The following is a 17,900-nucleotide window of genomic DNA, read 5'->3' as shown; positions in this document are numbered from 1 at the left end:
CTTATTCGACGAACACCTTCACGCTCGCCGCGCGTCCGGCCGCGTCGATCACGGTCAGCGTCGAATAGCCGGTGCCGTCCGGTAGCCAGGTCGCGGTGCGGCGGCGGTCGATGCCGGCGAGCGGCTTGCCGTTGGCGAGCCAGCGGAACGGCGCGCGGCCGCCTTGCAGTTTCAGCACCAGCGGCGTGGCATCAGCGGAATTCGTGCCGAGGTCGACGCGCGCGCCATTGGGCGGGAAGATGATGGTCGGTGCCGGTTCCGTGGCGTTGGCCTGCACCAGCCCATCCGATCCGGCGCCGAAACGGGCGAGCGTCACCGGCAGTTCCTCGCGCTTGGGGTTGAAGACGCCCGGCGGCCGGCTTGGCAGCGGCACGCTGGCAAGGCCGGAACGGACGAAGCCTTCGAACAGGATCGGAGCTGCCGAGACATAGCCCGACAGGCCGGGGATGGGGCTGGCATCGGCGCGGCCAACCCACACACCCAGCACGTAGCGGCCGTCGAAGCCGACGGACCAGGCGTCGCGATAGCCGTAGGAGGTGCCGGTCTTGTAGGCGATGCCGCGCTGCATTGCGCCTTCCGGCGGCTTCACGCCGGACAGGATGTCGTTGATCTGCCAGGCGGCCTGGTCGTCGAGGATGGTGGCGGTGGTGCGCTCGGCATCGGCCGGCTCGGTGCCGTCATGCAGCGTATGCATCTTGCCGCCATTGGCGAGGCCGGTATAGAGCTGCACCAGGTCGCGCAAGGTCACGCCGACGCCGCCAAGCCCGATCGCCAGGCCCGGCGCCTCGTTGACCGGCAGGATCGGGTTGACGCCGGCCTGGCGGAACCGTGCCGTCAGCCGTGCCGGACCGACGGCGTCGAGCACGCGGATCGCCGGCACGTTGAGCGACAATTGCAGCGCCTGGCGGATCGAGACATCGCCCTGGTAGCCCATGTCGAAATTCTTCGGACGGTATCCACTGAAATCGGCCGGGCTGTCCTCGATGATGGTTTCCTGCGCCACCAGCCCCTGCTCGAAGGCCAGCCCGTAGATGAAGGGCTTCAGCGTCGAACCAGGGGAGCGCACCACCTTGGTCATGTCGATCCAGCCGGAACGGCTGGCATCGAAGAAATTCGCGGAGCCGACCTCGCCGAGAATGTCGCCAGTGCGCGCATCGGCCATGACCATGGCGACGGAAAGTTTCGGGCCGAGCTTCCTGGCGGCATCTCTTGCCACCTGTTCCAGCCCTTGCTGCACGCTTTTGCGGATGGTGAGCTGCAGCGGCTTGCCGGGCACGGCCTTCGGCAGCATGGCATAGGAGGCATGCGCGGCCAGCGCCGGCAGTTTTCTGCGCAGGCCGGAGACGTCGTCGAGGGTGGCTCGCTGCGCTTCGCGCTCGCCGAGCAGGCCGGCCGAGACCATGCGGGTGAGCACGCGGTCGCGCGCGGCGTGTGAAATGTCGAGGTTGCGGTCGGGCCGGCGCCTTTCCGGCAATTGCGGCAGCGCCACGAGAAGGGCAGCCTCCGACACGGTGAGCCGCTTCGGCTCCTTGCCGAAATAGGCGAGCGAAGCGGCGCGCACGCCCTCGAGGTTGCCGCCATAGGGCGCCAGCGTCAGGTAGCGTTCGAGGATTTCCTGCTTGGACAGCCGCCGCTCGATCTGGATGGCGCGCAGCATCTGCTTGAGCTTGGAACCGAGGCTGCGGCTGTCGCGCGGCTCGATCAGCCGGGCAAGCTGCATCGACAAGGTCGAGCCGCCGGAGACGATGTGGCCGCTGGTGACGAGCTGGCCGGCTGCGCGGCAGAGCGCCAGCAGATCGACGCCGCGATGATCCCAGAAGCGCTTGTCTTCGTAGGTAACCAGCATGTCGACGAACTGCCGGTCGACCTGGTCGAGGCGGGTTTCGAGCCGCCAGTAGCCGTCCGGCGTGGCGAAGGCGCGCAACAACTGGCCGTCGCGATCCTGGACCTCCGTCGAGACCGTCAGCTTCGCCGGCAGTGGCGGCGGGAAGGCGCGGTCGAGTTCCCAGAGCGCAGCGATCGAAAGCGCGGCGAAGATGGCGAGGCAAAGGCCTGCGATCGCGGTTCGTTTGAGGATTTTTCTGGAGAGCACGGTGCTGCCCCTCATCCGCCTGCCCGTCCTTCGCAGCAGCGACGCTGCAGCTTCGGAGGGTGAACCGGCACCTTCACCCCGCCCAGAGACGGGGTGAAGGGAGATATCGGTGACCTTTTCATCGCTATTCCGCCTTGACCTCCATCACCCCGGTGGCGGTGCGGGCCGAGTATTGCGGCCGGTACATGTCCTCCACCGTCGCCGCCGGATGGGCGTAGGTGCCCGGCGTCACGGCGCGCACGATATAGGCCAGCGTGATGTTGCGGTCGCCGTCGCCTTCGTTGGGGTTGAAGGCGGCGACGAAACGGTCGTCGCGGAACTCCAGATGCGCGGCGTCGGTCTGCGCCAGCCAGGAGAAGTTCGACAATTGCGCGCTGGAAACCAGGCTCGGATTGTCGATCTCGAAGCCGGCCGGCAACAGGTCTGTGATCAAGAGCCGCGACGGCCACTTGTTCTGCTCGTAGACCTTGAGCACGACCACATAGCGCTCGTTCTGCCTGGCCTCGGTGACATTGGCCTCGGTGCCGTCGAGCCTGTAGTAGGTGCGATCGATGGTGAAGCCGTCGCCGCCGGCCGGCAGCGGCTCGACCGGCGCGGCGACCGCGGTGACCACCGCCTGCAGCGGCGTCGCGCCGGTGTTGGCGATGGTGAGGGGGCTGTCGACGAGGTCGCTGCCAGCGACCTGGTCTGAATAACCGCCCGAATGCGGCGCGCCATTCACGGAAAGCATGATGGAATCATTGCCTTCCTTCAGCGCCCGCGCGGCGAGCAGCATCCAGGATTCGTCCTGCGTGCTCGTCCAGCGGGCATCGGCGCGCGCCACGCCCACCAGCTTGATCAGCTGCGGCATGATGCTCGGCACCGGCTTCGATTCCGCCGCCAGCGCCAGCATTGCAGCACCATCGCGCAACCGCGAGCCGTAGTCCGAGCGATAGTAGTCGTAGTCGGTTTCCGATTGCGCCAGCCGCAGCGCCGTCTGAAAGGTGGCTTCCGAACGCTGCGTGTCGCCGTAGAGCGCCAGGCTCGCCGCCAACTGGGCAACCGCCATCGGGCTGGAAAAGGCTTCGAGCTGCGTGTCCGCGTAGTAACGCAGGTCGCCGATCGAGGCCTTCTTGTTGCGGGCCAGCACATAGAGCGCATAGGCGATCTCGCTGCCCTTGTCCTGGACGTCCTGGTCGTAGCCCAGCGAGTTCTGCAGGTTGTTCAGCGCCTGGTTCATGGCAAGCGCCGGAACGTCATACTTCTCCTCGCGCGCCCGGGTCAGGAACTCGGTGACATAGGCGTCGAGCCACAGGTCGCCGGAGCCCGGTCCCCAGAGGCCGAAGCTGCCGCTTGACGACTGATAGGACAGCACCTTGTAGATCGCGTCCTGGATGCGGCCGTGCAGGTCCGGATCGCTCTCCATGCCGATGCTCTTGGCCATGTCGTTGACATAGAGCAGCGGCATCGCGCGGCTGGTGGTCTGCTCGGCGCAGCCATAGGGGTAGCGGTCGAGGCTCATCAGAAGCGACGGCGCGTCGAGCGCGGACGACTGCGAAACGCCGACGCTGACCGAAGCGCCGTCGAGCACGCTTGCGGCAAGCAGTTCCTTGTCGACCCGCAGCGAGCCGCCATGCGGCTTCAGGTCGACAACCATGCGGTTGGTGACCGGAAGCTGCGCCGGCCGCACCGGCAGATAGAGCGTCTGCTCGACCTGAGTGCCGTCGGCATGCGCGAGCTTGACGGTGACCGAGGCGTCGCCCGCGGTCTTGGCGACCAGCGGGAAGGTGAGCGATTGCCGCTTGCCCTGGGCGAGCGTCAGCTTCTCGGGCAGCGGCTTGTCGCCGGTCGAAAGGTCGCCGGTCGTGGTGACCGACAGCGCATAGTCGCCGGCTGGCCCATCGGTGTCGGCGATGTCGAGGCGCATGGTCGCCGCATCGCCTGGCGCCAGGAAGCGCGGCAGACCGGCGGTGATCACCACCGGATCACGCACGATGACGTCGGTCTGGGCATGGCCGACCGCATCCTTGGTCCAGGCGACGGCCATGACGCGCACGGTGCCGTTGAACTGCGGGATGTCGAAATCGACGCGCGCCTTGCCGTCGGCATCGAGCTCGACCGGGCCGGAGAAGAAGGCGACCAGCTTTTCGGTCGGCGGGCTGCCTTGCGCCTGCATGTTCGCTCCGTCGCCGCCGGTGCGTATCTTGCCCATGGTGCCGAGCGAGCCATCGATCAGGCGTCCGTAGAGGTCGCGGATCTCCAGCCCCAGCATGCGCTGGCCGAAGAACCAGTCCTCAGGGTCGGGCGCCTTGTAATTGGTGAGGTTGAGGATGCCGACATCGACGGCCGCCACCATCACATAGGCGTTTGTGCCGGCCTGGGCGCCGTTGACGGTGACCGGGATCGACAGCTGCTGGCGCGGCAAGGTCTTTTCCGGCGGCGTCAAGCTGACCGCCAGCTTCTTCGAGCCCGGATCGACCGACAGCCATTGGATGCCGATGGCGCGGGCCGGCATGCGCGATTCCTGCGCGTCGCCGGGCCGGAACAAGGTCGCCGTGACATAGGCGCCGGCGCCCCAGTCGTCGCCGACCGGGATGTCGACGGTGCTGCCGCCGGCCGGCACCGAAGCCGTGACCGTCTTCAAAAGCTTCTCGGCGCCGATGGTGATCAGAAGTTCGCCGGCAAAATGCGGCGAGACCTTCAGCTTGGCGACTTCGCCGGCGGCGTAAGTATCCTTGTCGAGGGCGATCTCCAGGCCGTCGGGCGTCTCGGTGGTGGTCGAGGCGACGTACCAGCCGGCGTCGAACTCATAGCTGGTCGCCGGACCATCAGGATCGGCCGTCTCGACCTCGAGCCGGTAACGGCCCCAGTCGACGGGCAGCGATACCGTCGCCTCGCCATCGGCCTTCAGGTCGACCGCGCCGTTGGCTACGGCCTTGGTGAGGTTCACCGCCTCGTAGTTCCAGGAATTGTTGGAACGGTACCATTGATAGTTCCGCTCGACCTTGACGAGCGACCACTGCGCGCCCTTCAGGTCCTCGCGCTTGCCGTTCGGGTCGACGGCGATGATGCTGAACTTCGCCGTGCCGCCTTGCGGCACCTCATCATCCGCGAAATCGGGGCGAATGCCGATGACGTCGCGCTGCGGGCGAACGCCGATGTCGAGCGAGCGCTCGACGGCGCGACCGCCGGCCTCGCGCATGCGCACGGTGACCTTGGCGTTGACCAGCTTGGTGGTCGACGGCAACTGGTCGATGGTGACCGGGAAGGTCGCCTTGCCGTCGTCGCCGACCACGGGAAGATTGGCGAGAGGCGTCACGGTCGGCTCGCTCGACTGCTCGTCGGCCAGGCCGAAGGTGAAGTCCTTGAAGCTGTCCCAGCTGCTCGTGGTCGACAAAGTCAGCTCGCCTTCGAGCGCCAGGCCCGCGGCCGGCGCGCCGTAAAGGAAGCGGCCGTCGACGGTGGCGTTGGCGGTCTCGCCCTGGGCGATCTCCTTCTTGTCGGCGGTCAGGTCGAATTCGATGCGATCCGGCACGAAATCCTCGACCAGGAACATCTGGCTGGCGACCGGCGCCTGCTTGGGATCGGTGTAGATCGATACCGTCCAGGTGCCGCGCATGGCGTTGGCCTCGAGCGGCAGGTCGACGGCGTGGCCGCCGGCGGACTCGCCATTGCTGATGACGCGGCGGTTCTCGACGCCGTCGGGACGCGTGAAGATGAAGGTCAGCGGCAGGTTCTCGACCGCCTTGGCGGCGCCGTCGCGGGCAAGGGCGGCGACGTGAACGTCCTCGCCGGCGCGGTAGATGCCGCGCTCCGTCCAGGCATAGACGTCGAGCGCGCCTGGAGAGGCACGCCCCTCGACGCCGCGATCCGAAAGATCGAAGCCGGCCTTGCCCATGTCGAGGAAGACGAAGTCGTTGTCGCCCTGCTTGGCCATCAGCACGGCCGGCACCATGCCGTTTTCGCCGCGGGTGAGGCCAGGATTGAAGACGACGTGGCCCTCGGCATCAGTGGTCGCCGTGCCGAGTATCTCGTTGTTCTTCGCAAGCAACGTCAATTCGGCGCCGGAAATCGGCTTGGCCGAGCCCAGCGAACGGGCAAAGACGTTGAGGCCGTCCTGGCCGGTATAGGTGGAAAGGCCGATGTCGGAGACCACGAACCACTGCGTGGCGCGTGAACCGTAATCGTCGCTCTTGTCGTCGACCGGCTGCGCGGTCAGCACATAGACGCCGGGCTTGCGCTGCGGGATCGCCACATCCACCGGAAACGAAGTGGTAACCTCCTTGTTGAGATCATTGGCGATATCGAGCGTGCCTGACCAGACGGGCGCGCCCATCTGGTCGGAAATGGTGGAGATATCATAGCCGTCGAGCTGATGCAGGAACTGATAACCGGACAGAAGCTGCGCCAGCGAACGATCGCCGATGCGGTAGAGCGTCATCTTGGCGGCGTTCATGTTGACGGTGACGACCGGAATGCCGCGGCGCGCGCCGGCCGGCAGCACGAAGCTGTCGCCGGTGAAGCGGGCGGAGGGAGCGCGGTCCTGGACGTAGATCGACAGCACGACAGGCGCGGCGATCGTCTCGCCGATCGCGGCCGGCAGGCCGGCGCGGAAGGTTACGTCATAATGCTGGCCGTGCTCCAGGCCTTCGACGCAGATCTGCTTGTCCTTGGCCTCGACGGCCTTGGGCGCGGCGTTGTCGACGGTCACGAACTGCGCATAGTCGACGCCGGTCTTGACCAGTTCCTCGGAAAACTGGGCGCAGATGCGCGGCGAGGAGGAATCGGCATCGACGGTGTGCTCGATGACGCGGAAACCCTTGCGCGCCTTGAGGTCGGCATAGTCGGCCTGGACGGCGGGCGAACTCATCAGCGCAAGGCTCGCCTCATAGGCCTGCAGCGACGGCCGGTACAGATCGCGCTTGTCGAGGCCGGCGCCGAGCAGGGCCAGCGCCTCGGCGCGGGTCTTTGCGGTGCGCACCAGCTTGTAGGCGTTGAAGGCCGCCGAGGTGGCGTTCATCGGGAACGTCGAGGGTTCGGTGGTGTTCGAGGCCGGCTCCACGGCGAGTATCTCGCGCGCCAGCGCCAGCCACAGCGCGCCGTCATCGGGCAGGACGGAGACCGCCGCCTGGTATTTCTGCATGGCAAGGCGATGGTCGCCGGTAAGTGCTGCCTGCTCGGCGGCCGCCTGCAGGGCAGCAAGCCCTTCGGTCGGCTTGTCATAGGCCGGATCGGTCAGGTGGTTGCGGAACTGCTGGGCCTGGTCGGCCATCCAGTTCGGGAAGAAGGCCAAGGCCGGCGGGGCGCCGATATCCGGGTCGCCATCGACATTCGCGACCTTGCCGGCGACGGCGCCGGTGAAGGATTTCAACTGGTTATAGTCGGATTTGAGAAAACACCATTTGGCCTTGGTGTTGTAAGTGAAGGCTCGGCAGGCCGGGTCGCCGAGGCACGTGGTCTTGCACTGGTCGAGGCTGACATTCTGCTCCGACCTCAGGTCGAAGCCAAAATAGTCGGAATTGTCGGTCATCACGATTCGCCGGGCTTCGGCCGCAAGTGCCGTGCCGCTGAAGGCGAAAAAGACAAGGAGAAGGAAAGAGAGACCACGAGCCGCGCGCATTGCCATACCACCCTCCAGACATCGCCAGCGTCCGGGCATGATCAAGCTTCGTGCAGGCTTGTCAACGCCGGAGCGCCGCAGGTTTATCACCCGCGAACGGTTTCCATGCCGGCCAAAGGCCGGTATTTCGACAGAACCTCTGTGAGACGGATCACACTTTCTTGCGGAATCGCAAAAGGTGTGAATTCCAAGCCCAGTCTATTTCAGACAATTGGATTGTGGCCCCTTTACGAACGTTGCGGAACTTCATTCCAATTTTAGTTTTGTCGACTAGGTTGTCTTAATGCCGGCGCATGAAACGCAGATGTCAGGAGGGTACGCGCCAGGGCGCGGGCTTCCGCGCGCCCTGCTTTTCGCGCTCATCTGCTCGACCATGCTGGCCGCGGAGGTACGGCAGGCGGCGGCTTTCGAGATTTTCGGCATCAAGCTTTGGGGTTCGTCCAAGGACGAGGATGCCGATGTCGTCGATCCGCTGCGCTACTCGGTGACGATCAATGCGCCTGACGCCGACAAGGATCTGGTCAAGAAGCTCGAAAATGCCTCGGCGCTGAAAAACGACGAGGACCATCCGGTGTCGGGATCGCTCGGCCTGATGGCCAAGGCGCGCGGCGACCGCGAACAACTGGTCGCCGCCCTATACGCCGATGCCCGCTACGAGGGCGTGGTCACCATCACGATCGACGGCAAGTCGATCGACGAGTTGCCGCCGGATGCGGAGTTCAAGGGGCCGCAGCCCATTCCGGTGGTCGTCACGGTTTCCCCTGGAGCGAAATTCACGTTGGGCAACATCCGGCTGAAGGGTGATGCGGCGGGATTGGCGGCAGCCGATTTCGGCCTGATTGCCGGCGGCGATGCCGGCTCCGGCGCGGTGCTCAAGGCCGAAGCGCTGATCGTGCGGGCGCTGAAGGAAGAAGGCAGGCCGCTTGCCAAGGTGACGGACCGCGAGATCGTCGCCGAGCACGCCACCTCGACGCTGGACGTGACGCTGACGGTGGCGGCCGGTCCGGTCGCCGGCTATGGCGACACGACGGTCGAGGGCACGGAAAAGGTCGATCGCGACTTCACCGAATACATGACCGGGTTGAAGCGAGGCCAGCAATATTCGCCGCAGGAGATCGACGATGCCCGCGACCGGCTGCTCGGGCTCGAAGTCTTCAACAGCGTGACCATCAAGGAAGGCGACAACCTCGACGCCAACGGCAACATCCCGATCGATGTCCAGGTGAGCGAGCGCAAGCCACGCTATTTCGGCATCGGCGGCACGTTCTCGAATACGGAAGGCCTCGGGCTCGAAGGCTATTGGGGACACCGCAACCTGTTCGGACAGGCGGAGAAGCTGCGTATCGATGGCTCGATCAGCGGCATCGGCAGCAACAGCATTTCCGCGCTCAACTACAATGCCGGCGTCATGTTCGAGAAGCCCGGCGTGCTCGGGCCGACGTCGAAATTCTTCACCGGCATCAAGACGGTGTTCGAGCACCCCGATGCCTATGATCATTTCTCGGTCAAGGGCGACGTCGGCGTTTCCTACGACCTCGACAAGAAGCAGCGGGTCTCGGCCGAATTCGACCTCGATTATTCGAAGATCACCGACGCCTTCGGCAAGCATACCTATCTGATCGCCAGCGTGCCGCTGCAATATGTCTATGACAGCCGCGACAACAAGCTCAACCCGACCAGGGGGTTCCGCTTCCTCGCCTATGCCGAGCCGAGCCACGACATATTGAACGGCGCGACCTTCCTGAAGCTGAAGGGCGAGGGCTACACCTACCAGTCGCTCGACACGGCAAGCAGGTTCGTGCTCGCCGAACGCGCGACGCTCGGCTCGATCGTCGGCACCGGGCTGCAGAACGTGCCCGCCGACCGGCGCTTCTATTCCGGCGGCGGCGGCTCGGTGCGCGGCTATTCCTACCAGGGCATCGGCCCGAAGGATATCGACGGCCAGCCGATCGGCGGTCTCTCCTTCTTCGAGACCTCGGTCGAGATGCGCATCGGCGTCACCGACACGATCGGCATCGTACCCTTCGTCGATGCCGGCACGGTCTCGACCAAATCCTTCCCCGATTTCTCGAATGTGAAGGTCGGCGCCGGCGTCGGCCTGCGCTATATTACTCCCTTCGGGCCGTTGCGCATCGACGCTGCCGTGCCGCTCAACCGCGATCCGGGCGATCCGCATTTCGGCATCTATGCCGGCATCGGCCAGGCGTTCTGACGATGAAGATGGTCTGGCGCATCCTCCGCATCTGCCTCTACGCGCTGCTTGTGCTGCTCGTGGTGGCGATCGGCGCGCTTGTCGTTCTGACCGGCACCGAAGGAGGCCGGCAGAATCTCGCCAGCTTGGTATCGAAGATGGCTTCGAATGAGGACCGCAAGGTGACGGTCAGCGGCATCGAAGGCATCTGGTCGGGCGCGCTCAGGGTCGACCACATCGTGCTGGAAGACCGCGCCGGCCCCTGGATGGTGGCGCGCAAGGTAGCGCTTGACTGGTCGCCGGCGGCGCTGCTGTCCTGGAATTTCAATGCCGACCACTTCGCCGCCGAGCGCATCGAGCTGGCGCGGCTGCCGCAGCCGAGCCAGCAGCCGTCGCAAGGCGGCTCGTCCAGCCTGCCGGTGTCGATCGATGTGAAGCAGATCGACCTGCCGGAGATCGCGCTTGGCCAGGAGCTTGCCGGCAGCGGCATCGCCGAGCTGGCCGCCAAGGGCTCGCTCAAGGCGGATCCATCGCCACTGGCGATCAAGAGCGTGCTGAACGTGAGCCGTCACGACGGCAGAGAGGGCAATGTCGACGCCAAGATCCATTTTGCGCCGGCCGACAACAAGCTCGACCTCGATCTCAAGGCTTCGGAGCCGGCGGGCGGCATCATCGCCAATTTGCTCAAGCTGCCGGATGCGCCGCCCATCAACATCGTGGTTTCCGGCAGCGGACCTTTAGCCAACTGGAGCGGCGTCGGCACCTTCATGGTCGACGGACGGATCGTCAGCCAGTTGACCGGCCGGCACCAACTCACCGACAAGGGCCACCGCATCGAGGCCAAGGGCGACGGCCAGTTCGAAGGGTTCCTGCCGGAGAAGATAAAGGCGCTTTTTGCCGGCAAGACGAGCTTCGACCTCGCCGGAACAGCGACCACGTCGGGCGGGGTCGATATCGAGCGCGCGACCATAGAGAGCGATGCGGTGCACGGCGCCGCGACCGGCAATGTCGATCCGAGGGGCGCCAGCGACCTCGCCGTCGAGCTCTCCGCCAAGGACAAGCCGGTCACTGTCGATGTCGGCAACAGCGCTGCACCGATCCTGGTCGCGGTCGAAAAGGCAACGGTGCGCGCCTTTGGCGACGGCAAGGCGCCGATGGTCGATATCGGCACGTCGCTTACCTCGGTGGCCGTCGGCGGGACCCAGCTCAACAATATTACGGGCGAGATCCATTCCGACGGCTTCGATATCGGGAACCGCAGCGGCCCGGTCAGCATCAAGCTCGCGGCTGCCGGCCTGAAGACGGATGTGGCGACGCTGGCGCCGCTGGTGACCGGCAAGCTCGCCGCGGATCTTTCCGGCACGATCAGCCGCGAGACCGTGACCATCGAGAAAGGCACCTTGCGCAGCGATGCGCTCAATGCGGGGCTGACGGCAAATGTGGCGCTGGCCGATCTGTCGATGACGCTGAAGATGAATGCCGACGCCGTCTCGAAGGCATTGCCGCCGCAGATCAGCTCGCTGCTTGGCGAGCGGGTGAAATTCTCGGCCACCGCCACGCGCGATCCGCAAGGCGCGTTCGCCGCCAACTCGCTGGAGATCAGCTCCGGCTCGCTCAGCGCCAGCGGCACCGGCAGCATGCAAGGAACGGACATCCAGGCCAGCGTCAAGGGCACGTTGGGCGACGTCTCGCCGCTGTCGACGCTCGCCGGCACGCCGCTTGCCGGCGGGGTCAATTTCGCGCTGAGCACGAGCGGTCCGCGTTGGGCGCCGGATTTCACGGTGTCAGCCGACAGCGCCAGCCTGACGGCCGCCGGCCGGACGGTGAAGGACATCAAGCTCTCGGCCAAAGGCAAGGCCGACATCGCCAATCCGTCGGCAGACATCTCGCTGACCGGCAACGCCGAGGGGCAGGCGCTCGATATCGAGGCCTCGCTGGTGACCGCCGACGGCAAGCGCTCGATCAAGGGGCTGAGCCTGGCGCTCGGCGACAACAAGGTTTCGGGCGATCTCGCGCTCGACGACAAGTTCCTGCCGCTCGGCACATTGACGCTTGCCGTGCCCGACATCGGGCCGCTTGCCGCCCTGGCAAATCAGACCGCGACCGGCGACATCAACGGCACGATCGCCTTTGCCAAGGAGGGCGAGGCCCCAACCGTCACCATCAATGCGGCCAGCACGTCGATCGCGCGCGGCGAGCTGGCGGCAAAGACGATCACCGTCAACGCGCTGATCGCCAACTACCTCAAGGGGCCGGCGATCTCGGGCACCATCAAGGCCGACAGCGTCAGTTCCGGCAGCACGGTCATCAGCGGCATCGGCATCGATCTGAAGCGCGACGGCGACTGGACGAACTTTACCGGAGGCGCGACGGCGTCCGGCATTCCGGCCACCGCCACCGGGCGTGTGAAGATCGCCAACGGCACGACAAGCGTGGAAATCGCCTCCGGCGAGGCGACCGTGCGCGGCATCAAGGCGGCCATCGCCGAGCCGTCCAGCCTCTCCATCGCCAATGGCGTGACTTCCATCGAGAAGCTCGCGCTCAATCTCGGCGGCGGTTCGGCGACCGTTTCCGGCAGCGCCGGTCAGACCCTCGACCTGACGGCAAGCCTCGCCGACCTGCCGGTGGCGCTCGCCAATGATTTCGTGCCCGGCCTCGACGGGACGGGAACGGTGGAGGGCACGGCGCACGTCACGGGTCCGTCGTCCAGCCCCGACGTTCAGTTCAACGCCAAGGTGGCGGGCGCCGAAACCAGCCAGACCCGACAGGCGGGGCTCGGGCCGTTGGATCTGGATGCCGCCGGCAGCTATACGCTGGCGGGCGGCGTGGCCCTGGACCACGCCACGCTTTCGGGCCAAGGGATTTCGGGCAAGGCCGCCGGCACCCTCAACCCCAACGGCGCCAGCGATTTCTCCCTCGACCTTACCTCATCCGGACCCAGCCTGCCGTTGACGGTCGGCAGCGCCCAAAGCCCGGTCAAGATCGCGGTCCAGTCCTTGTCGGCGAGGATGGCGGGGGAGAGCACGCAAGCGCGGCTCGATGTCTCCGCGATCCTGCCTTCCATTGCCGCCAGCCAGGCGAAGGTGGACGGTCTCACCCTGGCGCTGCATTCGGATGCCTTCGACCTCAAGGGGCGGGCAGGTCTGGTCTCCGGCACGGTATCGGTGGACAGGATCGGCCTCGACAATCAGTTGATCGCGCCGCTGATCGCCGGCAAGGTCACGGCCAAGGTCAATGGCCGCTTGACGACCGATGCCGTCGCCGTCAACAGCGGCTCCTTGAAAAGTGACGCGCTCAACAGCCAGGTCGCGGGCCGGATATCGCTGGGCGACGGCGCGGTCGACCTCAATATGAAGGCTGACGTCGCCTCTTCAGCTTTGCCGGCCGCGGTGCGCGGCATGCTTGGCGAGAGCGCTGCGTTGAGCGCCTCGCTGAAGCGCGATGCCAATGGCAATGTCAATGTCGACGGGCTGAAGCTGAATTCGGGCGCGCTCAGCGCCGATGGGCAGGCGAGCCTTGCCGACGGCAAGCTGGCCGCCGGGATCAGAGGCGCGTTGAATGACGTTTCAGGGCTCTCGAAAGACGCCAAGGGCGCCATTGCCTTTGCGCTCAATGCGCAAGGCCCGGTCACCGCGCCCGACCTGTCGATGACGGTAACCAGCGACCGGCTTTCGGTGGCGGCGCGCGAGATCACCGGATTGAAGCTGACGGCCACCGGCAAGGCCGATGCCGCCAATCCGGCGGCCAATGTACAGCTCACCGGCAACGTCGCCGGACAAAACCTCGAGGGCAGCGCGGTGCTCGCCACGACCAATGGCAGCCGCGCGATCAACGGGCTTCTGCTGTCGCTCGGTCCGAACAAGATCTCCGGCGACCTCATCCTCGACAATGCCTTCGTGCCGGCCGGCACCGTTTCGCTCGACCTGCCCGATATCGGGCCGCTCGCCGCGCTGGCCCTGGAAAAGGCCGAGGGCAATGTGCGCGGCACGATCGCTTTCACCAAGGCGGCCAACGGACCCAACGTCGCGGTCAAGGCGAACACCTCGGAGATCAAGCGGGGCGATCTCTCGGCCAGGAATGTCGCCATCGACGCGCAGATCGCGAACTATATGGCAGCACCCGTCATTGCCGGCACGGTGCGCGCCGAGAGCGTGACGTCCGGCGGCACCGCCATCACCGGCATCGATGTCGATCTCAAGCGCGACGGCGACTGGACCGGCTTCTCGGGTGGCGCCACCGTCAAGAACATCCCGGCGAAGGCGGCCGGCCGCGTGAAGGTCGCCAACGGCACGACGACCATCGAGCTCGCGTCCGGCCTGGCGACGGTGCAGGGCATCAAGGCCGCGATCGCGCAGGCCTCGACGATCACCGTCGCCAACGGGGTGACGACGCTCGACCGGCTGGTGCTCAACCTCGGCGGCGGCACGGCGACGGTGACGGGCAAGGTCGCGCAGGCGCTCGACATCAATGCCAACCTGGCAAGGGTGCCGATCTCGCTCGCCAACAGCTTTTCGCCGGGTCTCGACGCGGCCGGCTCGATCTCGGGCACGGTCAAGGTCACCGGCCAGCCTTCGACCCCCTCGGTCGCCTTCAAGATCGATGCCGCCGGCGTGCAGACCTCGCAGACACGCAGCGCAGGCCTCGGCGGCATGAATGTGTCGTCGTCGGGAACTTTCGCCGGCAACAAGCTCGCCTTCGACACCAACATCAGCGACGGCGCCGGCCTCGGCCTCAAGGGTGGCGGCACGGTTGCGACGGCAGGCACGCCCACCTTGGCGCTCGACTTCAACGGCAAGGTGCCTTTTTCCTTCCTTGCCGCCAAGCTCGCCGCTCAAGGTCTGGCGCTCAACGGCACCGCCAATGTCGATGTGCAGGTGCGTGGCCCTGCATCCGCGCCGGTGATCAGCGGCAAAGTCACAACATCCGGCTCGCGCCTTATCGATGCCCGCTCCGGCCTTGCGGTCAACGATATCGCCGCCGACGTCGCGATTGGCGGCGGCGTCGCCAGGATCAACCGCTTGACCGGAAAGCTGTCGACGCGCGGCAACCTGTCGGCGAGCGGTACCGTCGGCATCACGCCGGCGCAAGGCTTCCCGGCTGACCTGTCGGTCAAGCTCACCGATGGCCGCTACACAGACGGCCGGGTGGTAACCGCCAATCTCGGCGGCGACCTGACGATCAAGGGGCCGCTCGTCTCGGCGCCGGTGATCGCCGGCACGATCAACCTGGCAAGGACGGTCATCACTGTCCCGGAAAAGCTGCCGGGCTCGCTTTCGGCGCTGGATGTCAAGCACAAGAACGCGCCGGCTTCGGTGCGGGCACAGGACAAGGCGCTGCGTCCGGCGACGTCCAGCGGCAGCAGCAACGGCGGCAGCGGCCTGACGCTCGACGTGACGGTCAACGCGCCGAACCAGATCTTCATCCAGGGCAGGGGCGTCGATGCCGAACTCGGCGGCTCGCTGAAGTTGACGGGCCCTGCCTCGGCGCCGCAGGCGGTCGGCACTTTCACCTTGCAGCGCGGACGGCTGATCATCCTCTCCAAGCGGCTGACCTTTACCGAGGGCACGATCGGGTTCCAGGGTTCGCTGGTGCCCTATCTCAACATGACGGCGACCACGACGACGAGCAGCGCCACGGTCACGATCCTCGTGTCGGGCGAGGCGACCAATCCGAAGTTCACCTTCTCCTCCGTGCCGGCGCTGCCCCAGGACGAGGTGATGGCGCAGCTCATCTTTGGCCAATCCATGTCCAAACTGTCGCCGCTGCAGATCGCGCAGCTTGCGAGCGCCGCCGCGCAGCTGGCTGGCGTCGGCGGCTCGACCTCGCTGCTCGAGAACCTGCAGAGCGCCATCGGCGTCGACGATCTCGACGTGACGACGGACGAGAAGGGCGGCACCGCGGTTTCGGCCGGCAAGTACCTCAACGACCGCACCTATGTGACCATACAGAAGGGCGACAAGCCGGGCTCCGGCAAGGCCACGATCGACCTCAATGTCGGCCGCGGCGTGAAGCTGCGCGGCGAGGCCAATGACGCCGGCGAAGCAAAGGGCGGCGTCTTCTACGAACGCGAATATTGAGGCTGCGCGGCCCTTCCAAGGCCAGTCGAAGCGGCCGCTCGCCACGGCCACAGAGGCCCTAATCCTCATAAAATGTATTGATTTAATCGCCCGCGGCGAATTTTGGGAAAATCCGCCTCACGCTAACAAATTTGCGTCAAGACTGTCGCTATCGCGCGAACCGTATTGCAACCAAAGATGCACATTCCCTAACATGTTCCCACTTCACACCGTGTTTTGACATCACGGCTTGGATGCGGAATGTTACAAGGCGGAAAGCCAACAATGGGAGTAAGTCATGGCAATCTACAAGAGCAATGGTGACCGTGTTCCGGATCACATCCTGAAAATGGCCGAAGAAGCCAAATCGGGCGGCGTGGACCGCCGCGAGTTTCTGGCTTTGGCAAGCGTCTTCGGCGCATCGACGGCAATGGCCTATGGCATGCTCGGCCTCGCCGCGCCTACCCCGGCCCGGGCCGAGGACGTGCAGGGCAAGAAGGGCGGCGTGATCAAGGTCGCGATGTCGATCAAGGATCCGAAGGATCCGCGCACCGCCGACTGGTCCGAAATCTCCAATGCCGAGCGCCAGGCGCTCGAGCCGCTGGTGAAATATACCAAGGAATACACCTTCGCGCCGTACCTGCTGGCGAGCTGGGACATCAATGACGACGCCACGGAATATACGCTGCATGTGCGGCCGGGCGTCGAGTGGAACAATGGCGACAAGTTCACCGCCGACGACGTGATCTACAATTTCACCCGCTGGGCCGATAAGGGCGCGGAAGGCAATTCGATGCCTGGCCGCCTCGGCAGCCTCGTCGACGACACGACCAAGAAGCTGCGCGACGGCTCCGTCGTCAAGGTCGACGACATGACGGTCAAGCTCAAGCTGTCCAAGCCCGACATCGCCATCATCCCGAACCTGTGCGACTACCCGGCGCTGGTCGTGCACAAGACCTTCGACGAGAAGGGTGCCAACTTCAAGAACTGCCCGATCGGCACCGGTCCGTTCGAGCTGGTCTCCTACGACGTCGGCCAGAAGGTGGTCTACAAGCGTCGCGAGACCGGCAAGTGGTGGCAGGGCGAGGCCTTCCTCGACGGCGTCGAGTTCATCGATTACGGCACCGATCCGGCGGCGACCGTCTCGGCTTTCGAGTCGGGCGAAGTCCAGACCAACCACGAAACCACCGCCGACTACATCAAGATCATCGCGGATGTCGGCGCGCCGGTTTCGGAAGTCGTGACGGCAGCCACGGTTGTGTCTCGCTTCAACGTCACCAAGAAGCCCTATGACGACCAGAAGGTTCGTCAGGCGATGTTGCTTGCCGTCGACAATGCCACCGTGCTGCAGCTCGGCTATGGCAATGCCGGCACGCCGGCCGAAAACCACCATGTCGCGCCGATCCATCCGGAGTATGTCAAGCTGCCGGAGGTCAAGCGCGACATCGCCAAGGCCAAGCAGATGCTGACGGAAGCCGGCGCGATCGATTTCGAGCACGAGCTGATCAGCAACGACGAGGACTACCACAAGAACACCACGGACGCGATCGCGGCTCAGCTGCGCGAGGCCGGCATCAAGGTGAAGCGCACCGTGCTGCCGAGCTCGACCTTCTGGAACGACTGGACGAAGTATCCGTTCTCGGAAACCAACTGGAACATGCGTCCGCTGGGCATCCAGGTCATCGCCATCGCCTACCGCTCCGGCGAAGCCTGGAACGAGACCGCTTACGCCAACCCGGACTTCGACAAGAAGGTGAACGAGGCGCTCGGCATCGCCGATGCGGAGAAGCGCAAGGTTGTGATGAAGGACATCGAGCAGACGCTGCAGGATTCCGGCATCATCATCCAACCTTACTGGCGCAAGCTCTACATCAACATAAAGCCCGAGGTGAAGAACCACTCGATGCACCCCACCTACGAGCACGACTTCGGCAAGGTCTGGCTCGACCAGGCGTGATCCAT

Annotated in this window: 5 protein-coding genes; 3 read left to right on the top strand and 2 right to left on the bottom strand. The window is 65.4% G+C overall.

Annotated elements, in window-relative coordinates; all coding sequences use genetic code 11:
• Nucleotide 1: 1 nt before the first annotated feature.
• Both pbpC and FJ418_RS15645 read right to left on the bottom strand, forming a co-directional pair.
• Nucleotides 2–2,107: a penicillin-binding protein 1C gene (gene pbpC, locus FJ418_RS15650; RefSeq protein ID WP_181166954.1), complete on the bottom strand. Its 2,106-nt coding sequence runs from the start codon at nucleotides 2,105–2,107 to the stop codon at nucleotides 2–4.
• Nucleotides 2,108–2,216: 109 nt separating this feature from the next.
• Entirely contained in the window at nucleotides 2,217–7,697 is a 5,481-nt protein-coding gene (locus FJ418_RS15645) for an alpha-2-macroglobulin family protein (protein ID WP_140867012.1), read from the bottom strand.
• Nucleotides 7,698–7,974: 277 nt separating this feature from the next.
• Here FJ418_RS15645 and FJ418_RS15640 point away from each other — a divergent pair, with 277 nt between their 5' ends.
• The 3 genes from FJ418_RS15640 (at nucleotide 7,975) to FJ418_RS15630 (ending at nucleotide 17,895) form a co-directional block, all read left to right on the top strand.
• Entirely contained in the window at nucleotides 7,975–9,903 is a 1,929-nt protein-coding gene (locus FJ418_RS15640; protein WP_140867009.1) for an autotransporter assembly complex family protein, read from the top strand.
• A gap of 2 nt (nucleotides 9,904–9,905) precedes the next feature.
• Nucleotides 9,906–15,959, top strand: coding sequence for a translocation/assembly module TamB domain-containing protein (locus FJ418_RS15635; protein WP_140867006.1), 6,054 nt, complete (start codon nucleotides 9,906–9,908; stop codon nucleotides 15,957–15,959).
• Between the two features lie 277 nt (nucleotides 15,960–16,236).
• Entirely contained in the window at nucleotides 16,237–17,895 is a 1,659-nt protein-coding gene (locus FJ418_RS15630) for an ABC transporter substrate-binding protein (protein WP_140646110.1), read from the top strand.
• Nucleotides 17,896–17,900 lie beyond the last annotated feature (5 nt).

Source organism: Mesorhizobium sp. B2-8-3 (assembly GCF_006440815.1).
In the GTDB taxonomy this organism is placed as follows: domain Bacteria; phylum Pseudomonadota; class Alphaproteobacteria; order Rhizobiales; family Rhizobiaceae; genus Mesorhizobium.
This window is presented reverse-complemented; position numbering and strand designations above follow the sequence as displayed.